General features: G+C 59.1%; 14 protein-coding genes. 11 read left to right on the forward strand and 3 right to left on the reverse strand.

Features of this window, described 5'->3' with window-relative positions; genetic code table 11:
• Positions 1-123: 123 nt before the first annotated feature.
• The 3 genes from AC2YI2_RS18750 to AC2YI2_RS18760 form a co-directional block, all read right to left on the reverse strand.
• Positions 124-405 carry a methyl-accepting chemotaxis protein gene (locus AC2YI2_RS18750; protein WP_487388169.1) on the reverse strand — a complete coding sequence of 94 codons (282 nt, stop codon included), beginning with the start codon at positions 403-405 and terminating at the stop codon, positions 124-126.
• A gap of 139 nt (positions 406-544) precedes the next feature.
• Entirely contained in the window at positions 545-1,972 is a 1,428-nt protein-coding gene (locus tag AC2YI2_RS18755; protein WP_487387998.1) for a phospholipase D-like domain-containing protein, read from the reverse strand.
• A gap of 682 nt (positions 1,973-2,654) precedes the next feature.
• Complete coding sequence (locus tag AC2YI2_RS18760; protein WP_487388170.1) at positions 2,655-2,852, reverse strand: hypothetical protein; 198 nt, start codon at positions 2,850-2,852, stop codon at positions 2,655-2,657.
• A gap of 141 nt (positions 2,853-2,993) precedes the next feature.
• Here AC2YI2_RS18760 and AC2YI2_RS18765 point away from each other — a divergent pair, with 141 nt between their 5' ends.
• The 11 genes from AC2YI2_RS18765 to treZ all read left to right on the forward strand — a co-directional run bounded on the left by AC2YI2_RS18765 (position 2,994) and on the right by treZ (position 12,000).
• Entirely contained in the window at positions 2,994-3,230 is a 237-nt protein-coding gene (locus tag AC2YI2_RS18765) for a DUF6894 family protein (RefSeq protein ID WP_487387999.1), read from the forward strand.
• A 44-nt stretch (positions 3,231-3,274) separates the two neighbouring features.
• Positions 3,275-3,967, forward strand: coding sequence for a Crp/Fnr family transcriptional regulator (locus AC2YI2_RS18770; protein ID WP_487388000.1), 693 nt, complete (start codon positions 3,275-3,277; stop codon positions 3,965-3,967).
• A gap of 111 nt (positions 3,968-4,078) precedes the next feature.
• Positions 4,079-6,241 (forward strand): catalase, encoded by a 2,163-nt coding sequence (katE, locus tag AC2YI2_RS18775; RefSeq protein WP_487388001.1) that lies wholly within the window; start codon positions 4,079-4,081, stop codon positions 6,239-6,241.
• A 220-nt stretch (positions 6,242-6,461) separates the two neighbouring features.
• Positions 6,462-7,001, forward strand: coding sequence for a nutrient deprivation-induced protein (locus AC2YI2_RS18780; RefSeq protein WP_487388002.1), 540 nt, complete (start codon positions 6,462-6,464; stop codon positions 6,999-7,001).
• Positions 6,994-7,410 (forward strand): phage holin family protein, encoded by a 417-nt coding sequence (locus AC2YI2_RS18785; RefSeq protein WP_487388003.1) that lies wholly within the window; start codon positions 6,994-6,996, stop codon positions 7,408-7,410. Before AC2YI2_RS18780 ends, AC2YI2_RS18785 begins: the two co-directional genes overlap by 8 nt.
• The gene (locus tag AC2YI2_RS18790; protein ID WP_487388004.1) at positions 7,407-8,402 is read left to right on the forward strand and encodes a DUF3618 domain-containing protein; all 996 of its coding nucleotides are present in this window, start codon (positions 7,407-7,409) and stop codon (positions 8,400-8,402) included. Before AC2YI2_RS18785 ends, AC2YI2_RS18790 begins: the two co-directional genes overlap by 4 nt.
• A gap of 133 nt (positions 8,403-8,535) precedes the next feature.
• Positions 8,536-8,715 (forward strand): Gfo/Idh/MocA family oxidoreductase, encoded by a 180-nt coding sequence (locus AC2YI2_RS18795; RefSeq protein WP_487388005.1) that lies wholly within the window; start codon positions 8,536-8,538, stop codon positions 8,713-8,715.
• Entirely contained in the window at positions 8,712-9,080 is a 369-nt protein-coding gene (locus AC2YI2_RS18800; RefSeq protein ID WP_487388006.1) for a Gfo/Idh/MocA family protein, read from the forward strand. The genes AC2YI2_RS18795 and AC2YI2_RS18800 overlap by 4 nt, the downstream gene beginning before the upstream one ends.
• Positions 8,995-9,207, forward strand: coding sequence for a hypothetical protein (locus AC2YI2_RS18805; RefSeq protein WP_487388171.1), 213 nt, complete (start codon positions 8,995-8,997; stop codon positions 9,205-9,207). The genes AC2YI2_RS18800 and AC2YI2_RS18805 overlap by 86 nt, the downstream gene beginning before the upstream one ends.
• Before the next feature lie 229 nt (positions 9,208-9,436).
• Positions 9,437-10,219 carry an SDR family oxidoreductase gene (locus AC2YI2_RS18810; protein WP_487388007.1) on the forward strand — a complete coding sequence of 261 codons (783 nt, stop codon included), beginning with the start codon at positions 9,437-9,439 and terminating at the stop codon, positions 10,217-10,219.
• Positions 10,216-12,000: a malto-oligosyltrehalose trehalohydrolase gene (gene treZ / locus AC2YI2_RS18815; RefSeq protein ID WP_487388008.1), complete on the forward strand. Its 1,785-nt coding sequence runs from the start codon at positions 10,216-10,218 to the stop codon at positions 11,998-12,000. Before AC2YI2_RS18810 ends, treZ begins: the two co-directional genes overlap by 4 nt.
• Positions 12,001-12,258 lie beyond the last annotated feature (258 nt).

Consider the following 12,258-nt stretch of genomic DNA (forward strand, 5'->3'; position numbering starts at 1 on the left):
CTGCTCGACCATCACAGCATGCTGCTAAGTTGCCTGATGGACCAGATCGACTGCCGCATTGGTTTCGGCGAGCCCTGTGGACTGTTCGCGCAGGGGTAGCGATCGGCCTCCATGCCAGATTGATCAGCGCGACAGGGTCACCGATCGACTTAGGCCTGACAAGCCAGTTTCGAGATCACGGTCGACCATTTTCTGAATTGGATCTTTGATCTCCTTGGCCGCCAGCGCGGCACGCTCGGCGAGCGCGCGGACTTCCTGCACGACCACGGCGAAGCCCTTGCCTGCTACGCCCGCGCGGGCACCAGCGCCCTCGGCGGCATTGCTTTCGTCGTTGCCACGGAAGTCGCTGTTGTTCGAAGCCAGCGAGACTTCGTTGGGAGAATGCCCGCGGCTTCTAAGTTGAATTCGGCCGCTTCGGCATCGTTATAGGAATCGAATATCCCTGTGACTGTTCTTGTTTCAATCCTTGTTCTGGAATCGACGGTTAACCGTGACGCGAGAGCGTGCGATCCGCCGCGCGCATGGACGCCCGAACCAGGACGGTTCATCGGCCTTTGCGACCAGGAAGCCGCAACCGACCGCGAAACAATCCACGTCGTTCGATCGGTTCAAACAGTTCCTCTGGACCCTCAGGATCGAGGATTTCGTTGTCCGCCAGCCATTTCTCAATGTCAGACACATCCGGCGTTTCGTAACATCGCAGTGACTTCACCCCGGTCCGTTGCCTCAGCGCTTCGATACCGCCGATGGCCGAACCCGCGATTTGCATCGCATCCTCGATCTCGTGGGCCCTGACATCCAAATGCTCGCCAAGCAGATCGCTTCTGAATCCGGCGATACGGCGACTAAGAGCTTCGTCTCCTCGTGCTACGAACGCGACATCGCATTCTCTGTCGAAGCGCATCGACCGGTTGTTGATGTTGGACGAGCCGACGCGAACGATCTCATCGTCGATCACCATGAGCTTCGAATGGACATAGATCGCCTGGCCGCTCGCGGTTACGGGATGGTACATGCGGAAGCGATCCCGCGGATCGTGCCGTCGCAGGGATTCCCGCAAACGCGCACGCGCAGTGTCCATGGCTATGGCACCGAGCCAGTTGTCGGACGCGACGGGGTTGATTAGAACGACTTCAGGTCCATCAGGCTCCGCCAAGCGTCTCGCCAGCGCCTGGGCTATTGCGCGAGACGCGAAATACTGGCTTTCAGCGTAGATCAACTTCCGCGCCGACATGATCATGTCGACATACAGCCGCTCGATCTCCATGACACTTGGCTCGTCGAGGTGCGCTGGTTCGGTCCTGGAGATGGCAATGCTAACCGGACCGAACGAGTAGCCTTGTCCATGTTCGTCCTTACGAGGTTTCAGTCCGGCTGCGAGTGGTATCTCCTCGCCTCCGGCGCGCGTCCAGCGCATCCGGCACAGCTCCCCGAGCGACCTCGCGGCTTCTCCGGTGAACTTGCTCGACGCGTCGTGCCATGGTCCGTAAGGGCGGCCATTCGGCCGGTGCCTGGAGGGATGGTCGTCAAGGTGTTCGCGCGTGTCCCATCGATCGAGGGTCACATCAATGCCGCCGCAGAACGCTGTCTGATCGTCCACCACAAGCATTTTCTGGTGATGGGAGCTGCCTATAGGATGTCTGCCGTCCAAGCGGACGGAGATGCGTTTGTGAAGCTTCCATCTCAAGAGATACGGCAGATTGGAGAGCCGCATCCAGCTCGCGAGCAGTGCCGGGCTCCAAAGAAGTATCTTTATCTCTAGCTTGGGCCTCTTACGGGTGAGCCAGATTATGAAATCACCCACCTTACGCGGCGCGCCGTCATCGACGTCCGGATGACCGAGCGTCGTACCCGCATCGAAGTCCCACCCAACCAGGAAGATCAGCTGTTCAGCGGCCATCATTGTGCGACGGATAGCGCCGAAGTAATCGTCGGCGTCGACGATGATCGAGAAGTCGTCGGCCGGCTTCACCCTCCAGCAATTGTCGCCCGGGCGAAAAAGGCACGTGCCAGACATCTCATCCTCCTCTCGCAAATAGGTCAGTCGAATATCTGATCGACTTTGAGAAGTATTCGAGCAAGCCGTTTTCCGCCGCCTTAATCACGCGCTCCTCCAACTCTGACCCATCGCCATAGACTTCAAACGGATGGCCGCCTCGAGCCCGAAGCCCAGAATCCCGCCTGGGGAGTTGCCTCCGAAAAGGGTTCCAACGCCACAGTTGGCAAGGCGACTGAAGATGCCGCCCAGGTCGTCGTGTTCCTGCCGCTGCGAGAGGCTGCCGTTACTGTTCGGGATCTGTTGTGGTGGGAGGCCATTGAGGACGTCTGCGATCTTGTCCGGATTCTGGTATGCAGTGCGGCGACGCTCGCCAGGAGCGCGGTTAGATTTGAGGGTGATGATTTCGTTTGCTCCTGTGTTAATCAGAGAACGTGTCTCGTGGTGCCGATCTCCGATTGATGACGAATTGGGCGGCCAGCGCGATGTGTACGCCAGTGAAAGCCGCGCCCCAACTATTCCTGTTCTAGAGCGGGTGTCGTCGGAGTCTGCCAGCTACGCGGTTTCCCGGACATCATTAACGTCGGTCGTGAGCAGCCTTCGTTGATGATCGATAACCGCTCAAAGAGGCGTAAAGGCCGGTGGAACCGTACTTGCATCACCTGTCGTCGCGCGTCTTCATTGCTTCGGAGACGTTCCACTTCCGCGGGTCCCGCAGGTTCTCGCCGACAGCGTCGCGAGCGACTTCCGGATCGTCCTTGGCGGGCCGATAACCGCGGGGGCGAGTTTCTTTTGGTCCCTCCCAGCGTGGAGATTGCTCCGTCGTGCCGGGTACTCCGTCCTTGGGTGTTTTCAAATTCATCTAGATTCTCCTTAGTATTGGATGCAGCACTCAAAACAGTTCACCTCAGACTGGGTTCCCTCATGCGCCCTGCAAGAAGGCGCTGTGGGAACCGCGATGCTCGTCAATCGTTGCCAGAACTCTGGAGCGATCGGCATGCCAAAATTCTACTTTCATATAAGAAGCGCCCACGACTTTGTTGAAGACCTCGAGGGGGTAACTCTTGACGGGGAGAAGGAAGCCTATGAGGAAGCGACCCACGCCGCCCGGGAGATACTCTCAGAACGAGTAAGGAAGGGCGACGTCGTAGATGGACACATATTCGATGTCCATGACGAAAGCGGAACCAAGCTGTTCTCGCTTCCGTTCCGGGACGTCCTTCGTTTCCATTAGGCCACGTCTCGCTCGCGGCCCAATTAAAAGCAAGAGCGTTAGTCATGCGAATTCGTGACAACAGACTGCTGGCGCTGGCTAGCCCAACCGCAATCGAGCGTATACGCTATTCATTCGAATTCATCCAGTTACAGCAGGGTCAAGCCATCCATGAGCCGATGCAGCCGATCGAACATATCTTCTTTCTGACTGAAGGCATGTCCTCAGAAATCGCCATCGATGAAAGCGGTCAAAGAATTGAAGTCGGATGCATCGGATTTGAGGGATTTGCAGGGGTTCCAGCCATCCTCGGCGTTGACCGCTCTCCTCATCGATCATTCATGGAGACGGATGGCGCGGCCTTCAGAATCAGGACGATCCACTTAGTTGACGCGGCCTGCGAGGACCCCGAGTTGAGGGGGCTTCTGCTCCGCTACGCACATGTGTTCATGATTCAAGTTGCGGCGACGGCGCTCGCGGATGGCAGATATCGCGTTGAGCAGCGGACCGCCCGATGGCTGCTAATGGCTCATGACCGGTTGCAGATCGACGACCTGCCGCTGACGCACGATTTTTTAGCGCTCATGTTGGGCGTGCGCCGGTCGAGCGTGACGACGGCACTCCACATGGTAGAGGGCAGCGGTGCCATCAAGGCGACGCGGAGCCTGATCACTGTTCGCAATCGGGATACCTTGGAGAAGATCGCGGGCGCGAGCTATGGTCTTCCGGAAGCAGAATACAAACGCGTGCTCGGTTGAGATCTCGCCTCTGGCCCGACGTCCCGCGCTCTGTGCGGTATCGTCCGGGAACCTTGGCGTCGAATATCTGTTTGTGCTCCGTCGCGATACACGCACATCGGAGTCCCCGCAATGCCGACCAAACGCATTTCAAAGTCCTCATCGACAACCAAGGCAAGATCGGTCTCATCAGACGCCACCATCCATGATCAAGTGCTCGTGAGAGGCGAGGGCGGAGAGTTGCACCAGACCGCCGGCGATGCGATCCCGGTTCTGACAACCGCACAGGGCGGTCCTGTTGCTGACGACCAGAACTCGGTGCGTGCCGGCCCGCGCGGGCCGTTGCTGGTTGACGACTTTCACTTCCGTGAGAAGATTTTCCATTTTGACCACGAGCGCATTCCCGAACGCGTTGTTCATGCCCGCGGCTATGGCGCACATGGCTTCTTCGAAACCTATGAATCGCTGGCCGCCTATACCAGGGCAGACATCTTTCAGCGGCCAGGAGAAAGGACTCCCGCCTTCGTGCGCTTCTCGACGGTCGCCGGCAACAAGGGCTCGTTCGATCTGGCACGTGACGTCCGTGGCTTCGCCGTAAAACTCTATACCCAGGAAGGCAACTGGGACATTGTGGGCAACAACATTCCGGTCTTCTTCATCCAGGACGCCATCAAGTTTCCGGACCTGGTGCATGCGGTCAAGCAGGAGCCGGATCGCGCCTTCCCACAGGCCCAGAGCGCGCATGACAATTTCTGGGATTTCATCAGCCTGACACCCGAGAGCTTCCATATGATCATGTGGGTGATGTCGGACCGTGCGATTCCCCGCTCGTTCCGCTTCATGGAAGGCTTCGGCGTACACACATTCCGCATGATCAATGCCAAGGGTGAGAGCACTTTTGTCAAATTCCACTGGAAGCCGAAGCTCGGACTCCAATCGGTCGCATGGAACGAGGCGGTCAAGATCAATGGCGCTGATCCGGATTTCCACCGCCGAGATCTCTGGAACGCCATCAAGTCCGGTAACTTTCCCGAATGGGAACTCTGTCTCCAATTGTTCGATCAGGACTTTGCGGACAGTTTCGAGTTCGACGTTCTCGATCCGACCAAAATCATTCCGGAGGAAATCCTTCCGCCGAAGCCCGTTGGCCGACTGGTCCTCGACCGCATGCCCGACAACTTCTTTTTTGAGACCGAGCAGGTTGCGTTCATGACGCAGAACGTGCCGCCGGGTATCGATTTTTCCAACGATCCGCTCCTTCAGGGCCGAAACTTCAGCTATCTCGACACGCAGCTCAAGCGACTAGGTAGCCCCAACTTCACCCACATTCCGATCAACGCGCCGAAATGCCCATTTCACCATTTCCAACAGGACGGCCACATGGCGATGCACAATCCCGTCGGTCGCGCAAACTACCAGCCGAACTCATGGGCCGACGGGCCGCGAGAGTCCCCACTAAAGGGCTTCGTGCATTTTCCCGCCGAGGAGCAAGGAGAAAAGGTAAGGCTTCGTCCGGGGAGTTTTGCCGACCATTACAGCCAGGCGCGTCAGTTCTACATTAGCCAGACCCCGCCGGAGCAGCGCCACATCCAGATGGCGCTCACCTTCGAGCTAAGCAAAGTAGAGACACCAGTCATCCGTGAACGTGTCGTCTCGCATCTGATGAACATCGACGAGACTTTGGCGACGGCCGTCGCGCAGAAACTAGGGCTCCAGTCGATGCCGAAACCTGCGGACGCCGCGATGCCGACGCGGCAGGACCTTGAACCGTCTCCGGCGCTCAGCATCGTGGAGCGTGGCCCGAAGCGCTTCGAGGGACGCAAGCTCGGCATCCTCGTCTCCGATGGCGTCGACGCCAAGCTCTTGCAAGGTTTACAGGACACGATCGTGTCGGCGAAGGCCCAAGTCGAACTCATCGCTCCCAAGGTCGGAGGCGTGACAGCGTCAGATGGTAGCTTCATTCCCGCAAACCACATGATCGACGGTGGTCCGTCCGTTCTGTTCGACGCCGTCGCGCTGCTGGTCGCAGCACCGGCAGTGGAAGACCTCGTCAACGAGGCGGCTGTGCGGGACTTCGTCGCCGACGCCTTCCAGCACTGCAAGTTCATTGGCTATGTCGCGGAAGCCAAGCCGCTTCTTCAGGTCGCGGGTGTCGCCGACAAGCTCGACGAAGGAACGATCGAACTTCCTGGAGAAAGCCTGGTATCCTTTGTCGAAGGACTCGGCAAGCTACGCGTCTGGGCGCGCGAGCCAAGCGTGAAACTCGGGAAGGCGTCGACGCCAGTCGAGAGGTAGGCTAATTCTTCGCATAGAGCTGCGTAGCGCATCAGGTCGGACCGGTCGAAACCCGGTCTCGATCTGATGCGATTCCGCCGCTCTTGATATCGTCTGAAGCGTCTCCCATCGACCTCGTTAACGCCCTTCGCACCCGCTGGAACAAAGCCGCTTCGGCGACGTTGCTTTCCACCGATGACGGGTCTTTTCCGTCACGCGTTCACCACGATGGGAGGCCACCATGGCAGACACCTTTGGAACCCCGAACGGCGCATCGCCGTCGGCAAACGCACCCTCTACGGAATTCGGGCGTTCAATAGGACGCGACACAGAAGCTACCCCCGAGGCCGCCCGTAGCCTTCGGGAAAAGATCGACGAAGACATCTCCTCAGTCAAAGAGACCGCCCAAGACGTTGCGCACAAAGCTGCCGACAAGGCTGCCGAAATCGCTGACCGTCAGAAAAGCTATGCCGCCGATCAGATCGGCAAAGTCGCGAGCGCGCTCGAACGCGTCGGCGAAGAACTCAAATCCGACGACGCTGGTGCGATCGGTGGTTACACCTCGCAACTCGGCGTCTCCGCAAGGCATATCGCCGACAAGGTCAAGGACAAGAACCTGTCCGAAATCGCCGGCATTGCCGAGGACTTCGGCCGCCGCCAGCCTCTGGCGTTCCTGGGATTGGCAGCCGTCGCCGGAATAGCCGCAAGCCGTTTCATGATGGCGTCGAAGCCGGCAACCACGGTGCCCTCGAACTCGTCGAAGGAGACACACAATGGCTAACGGTGACACTCGACCGCTCGGCGACCTGATATCGGGTCTCGTATCGGATATTTCCGGTCTTTTCCGCAAGGAAATTGAGCTTGCAAAGACAGAGGCGTCAGCCAAAGTTTCCAATGCGGCCTCTGGCCTAGGCATGTTCGCGGTCGGCCTTGTGCTTGCCGTCGGCGCGATCGGCGTGCTGCTCGCGGCGATCGTCAATGGTCTCGGAGCGGTGCTTGTGGCCCAGGGTTTCACCGAAGCAAACGCGGACGCCATCGCTTCGATCGTCGTTTCCGTAGTCGTTGGCATCGCGGCATGGATTGCGATTTCTCGCGGCCTCGCAATCGTCCGCAATACCAATCCCACGCTGCCGCGCACTGCGAACTCGCTGCGCCGGGATGCAGAGGTCGTCAAGGAGAGACTGTCATGAAGGACGTCGCAGAAAAGAGCGCGCAAATCGAGCGCGAGATCGAACAGGACCGTCGCCGTATCGAACAGAAGATCGGAGCTATCCAGGAGAGGCTGTCTCCGGGCCAACTGATCGATGAGGCCATTGCATACGCCAAGGGACATGGCGGTGCGGAGTTCGCTTCGAACCTCAAGGCATCGGCGGTCGCCAATCCGGTGCCCGTCGCGCTCATCGGCATCGGGCTGGCGTGGCTGATGGCCAAGCCCTCCCCAGCCGTCAGTCACACCAGCCGCGCTAACGCTGTCGAGTATCCGCTGGCTCCGATCACGGGCGAGGTGCGGCGCTCGCGTTCAGCCGTTCTCGATGGCGATAAGCGCTACAGCCATTTCCAGGACTCGACAGGCAAGAGCTTCCGGGCTCTGGCCGACGAAACAGGTCGCCGGGCGGGCCACTTCATTGATGATGCAGGGAACACGTACCGCGGCTTCGCTGATGCAAGCGGACAGCAGATCGACCGCATCGCCGACGAGGCCGGCAACGCACTTGACGCGGCTTCCGGATGGGCGGAGCGCGCTTGGTCGGCCGTGACCGACGCGGTCTCGAGCGTCACCTCCGGCAGCGACACACTTCGAGGCGCCGCATCCGCATCCATGGACGCGATGCAGCAGCAGTCAGCGCGTATGAACGACATGATCCAGACCGCCTTCAAGGACCAGCCTCTGGTCGGAGGTGCTCTGGCGTTCGCATTCGGCGCGGCCATCGGCGCGGCACTTCCGAGGACCGAGCATGAGGACGCTCTCATGGGCGAAACTGCGTCGAGTGTGAAGAAGTCTCTTCACGCCGAGGCCGACAAGGCATTGGAAAAGGGCAACGAACTCGCTTCCGACGCACTCGGGACCGCCACGGCTATCGCGTCCGATGTGCGCGATGTGGCCAAGGACCGCATCACCGAAGAATACGGAAAGTTCGCTCATTCGCCTTCTCAAGACAATGCTTCTCTCAAACATCATTGAGAGGCTATGAAGAGTTGAGGCGGTGCGAGAGTGCCGCCTCAATTGCGTTCACTGTAGCATTCTGTCAGCAGCATCGCATCGGCCAGCATCCGGCAGTCGAACGACGCTCTCGAATGGGGCGAATTCGAAGCGGTTGGCCAACGTCAGTCCGGACAGCGCGTATCACGCCACGACTTTGGAAGTCGCCCGCGTCGGGCGGCATGTCTTCTGCGAGAAGCCGCTAGCCACGAACTTCGCAGAGGCCGACGAGATGATGAAGGCGGCCTCCGACGCCCGTTTAGTTGCGATGGTCAACCTGACGTATCGAACGTGACTGCGTTGCAGAAGGCGAGGGAGCTTGTCACATCCGGAGCGATCGGGGACGTCAGGCATGTCGAGGCCTCCTACTTGCAGAGTTGGCTGGCGGCGAAGAATTGGGGCGACTGGCGCACCGAGAGCAAGCTCTGGCGCTTGTCCAAGTCGCATGGATCGCATGGGGTGTTAGGCGACATAGGCATCCACATCCTGGATTTCGCGTCTTACGGCGCGGCTTCGGCGATAGATAATGTGACGTGCCTGCTAAAGGCCCTTCCGAAGGCTCCCGAACGACCAGATAGACGAATGCACCCTCGACACGAACGCCTCTTTCGTGATGGCTATCGAATTCGCCGACGGCGCTCTCGATACAGTCCACGCTAGTCGCTGGGCACCTGGGAACCGGGACGACCTCAAGCTCCGCATATTTGGAACGAAGGGTGCTCTCGACGTTAGTTACGGGGCCGCAACGCGAATGGCATGCGCATCTTGCGGCTCGATCTCTGCCTAGCCGACGATGTCGAGGCCCAAACATGGTTCGTGTATCCGCTGACCCAAGTGGAATCGAATTATGAGCGGTTCTTCCGAGCAATCCGTGAAGGCGCGAGCCTGGAGCCGTCATTCGCGCACGCCGCCGACAGTCGTCGTGGACCCGTGAGCTCAGGTCAACGGTACGGTTTCGGACCGGAACCGACTCACTCTCAAACTGTTGAAAACTCCAGATAATCATGGAGTTGACAATGGCGGAGAGCGGGAAGGTGGCGCTCGTCACGGGCGCGGGATCGGGTATAGGCAAGGCGACGGCGTTCGCGCTCGCGAGAGAAGGTTACGCGGTGGGTGTCCTGGGTGACGACCTTGAAGACGTCATTCCGGTTACCGATGAACTGAAGTTCTTGGGTGCTACCGCGACCGCGCTGCGCGCAGACGTTTCCGTCGAAAGCGAGATGCGCAAAGCCGTGGATCATCTTGTCGTGAATTTCGGCCGGCTAGACGTCGTCATCGCGAACGCTGGCATCAATGGCGTCTGGGCACCGATTGACGACCTCAAGCCGGAAGAATGGGACCGGACAATCGCGGTCAATCTCCGTGGCACCTATCTCACCATCCATACGACGGTGCCGCATCTCAAATCGGCGGGCGGTGGATCGATCGTCGCCGTCTCTTCGATCAACGGCACCCGCACATTCACGACCCCCGGCGCAACCGCCTACACCGCGACCAAGGCCGGGCAAGTCGCCATGGTTCAGCAACTCGCTCTTGAGCTCGCGAAACATCATATCCGCATCAATGCTGTCTGCCCTGGCGAGATCGAGACAAACATCGACGACAACACTTCGCTGCGCGGCGAGGAGGAGACGGCGATCCCGGTCGTTTGGCCCGAGGGTCAAGTGCCGATCACAGGCGGCGCGCCGGGAAGAAGCCAAGACGTCGCCGACGCGATCGTCTTCCTCTGCTCCAACAAGGCGAGGCACATTACCGGATCGCCACTATGGATCGACGGCGGGCAGGGACTTCTACGATGAGATTGGCCGATCGCGAGTACACATGGGGGCCTTCGTTTACGAAAAGCGGCACCCGGTTTCGGTTGTGGGCTCCGGACGAAAGTGGAGTCTCCCTCATACTCGATGGCGAGACGCATCCCATGGTCAGAAGGGACGGGGGTTGGTTCCAAGTAGAAGTCGTGGGGCGAGCCATTGGCCGCGATTACGGATTCGTTCTGGCGGATGGCTCCACCGTGCCAGACCCCGCTTCGAGATATCAAAGCGACATCCTCGGGCCTTCACGGTTGGTCGATCCCAAGTCTTACCGTTGGAAAACCATTGACTGGAGAGGGCGCGATTGGGAAGAGGCCGTTGTCTACGAACTCCACGTGGGTACCTTCACCGAGCAAGGCACGTTTCGTGCCGCCGTCGAGCGTCTCCCCTATCTGGCGGACATGGGCTTCACGGCGATTGAGCTCATGCCGATCGCGCATTTTCCCGGGGAGCGCGGCTGGGGATACGATGGAGTCTTCCCATACGCGCCGTTCAGCCCCTACGGTACAGCTGACGACCTCAAGTCATTCGTTGATACCGCCCACGGCCTGGGGCTGATGGTCTTCCTTGACGTGGTCTACAACCACTTCGGACCCGAGGGCAATTTCCTATCCAAATACGCATCCGGGTTCTTCCGGGAAGACAATCCGACGCCCTGGGGTCCGCGTATCGATTTCGCCAAAGGCCCCGTGCGCCGGTTCTTCATCGAAAACGCACTCTACTGGACCGAAGAATTCTACCTCGACGGCCTTCGTCTGGATGCCGTGGATCAGATCGAGGACAGCGGTGACATCCATTTCCTCGAGGAGTTGGCGTACGAAGTCTATGCCTCCGTGGGCGGTCGTACGCTTCATCTCATCACTGAGAACCCTGTCAACGGCACCGATCTCATGGCGCAAAGGGAAGGGGGCCGGCGTCTTTACAAGGCAGACTGGAATGACGACTTCCACCACGCTATCCACGCTGCCGCGACAGGAGAGCGGACGGGACACTATGAGGCTTTCTCGGTCGATCCTTGGCGGAAAGCGGCGAAAGCTCTCGCTGAGGGATATCTTACTGAAGGCAGGCGCGTCTTGAAGTCGATTGAGCCGCCTGCGTCCTCATCGCTTCCCACCGACTGCTTCGTCCACTTTCTGCAGAACCACGACCAGGTCGGAAACCGGGCGATCGGCGACAGATTGCATTTCGGTATCGACCCCGATTTGAACGCCGCTTTGACGGAAGTGCTTTTGTTGTCTCCTCAAATACCGCTGATGTTCCAGGGCGACGACCATCTCAGTCAGCGGCCCTTCCGCTTCTTCTCCGACTATGAAGGGGAGTTGCGCGCCGATGTCTGGAAGAACCGAGAGCGGGAAGCCATCAGCTTTGGCGGTTTCCCTGAAGGTTTAGGACCAGAGGACATCCCCGATCCTTCTTCTACGGCGACGTTTGAGAATTGCAAACTCAAATGGGATCGCATTGAAGGTGATCGAGCGACGGCGTGGAGGGATTTCATCAAGCACCTGCTATGGGTGAGGCGCAAACACGTCCTACCACTGCTCGGGCCTGACATGTGCGGCGGGCAAGCGCTGGAAGCGCCTGTGAACTGCATGTTTGTCGATTGGTCGAACGCCGCAAGGAAACTCAGGCTCCGCGCCAATATGGGAGATGTTCCGGTGGTTATTGAGGACGACGTCGATCTAGTTTTCGAGGTCTATCCTCTTCGCGGGAAGATCGGCGATCGCAGCCTAAACGGAAAAAGCGTCAGGGTCTTCGTCGAAGGGAGTTGACGCCCCGCTCGTGGAAAATCGTAAGATCATGCTCCTGGCGCCGTTGGTCTCACTGCATAATTGCGGTCGCGTTAGGGCCTATCTGTACTTCTCTGATCCCGTCCGCGACACCGCCGAGAAGTCGGTTCAGGAGACAACACTTATCAGCCGGCTAGCCAGCCCGCTGTGCTCGCCAGCGAAACTGTGCTTCTGGCTTCCGAGGAGTAAAGCTACATTACGGGTACGGTCATCCTGGCTTCGGGCGGGGAGGGCATGATT

Source organism: Rhizobium sp. SRI_017 (assembly GCF_057586295.1).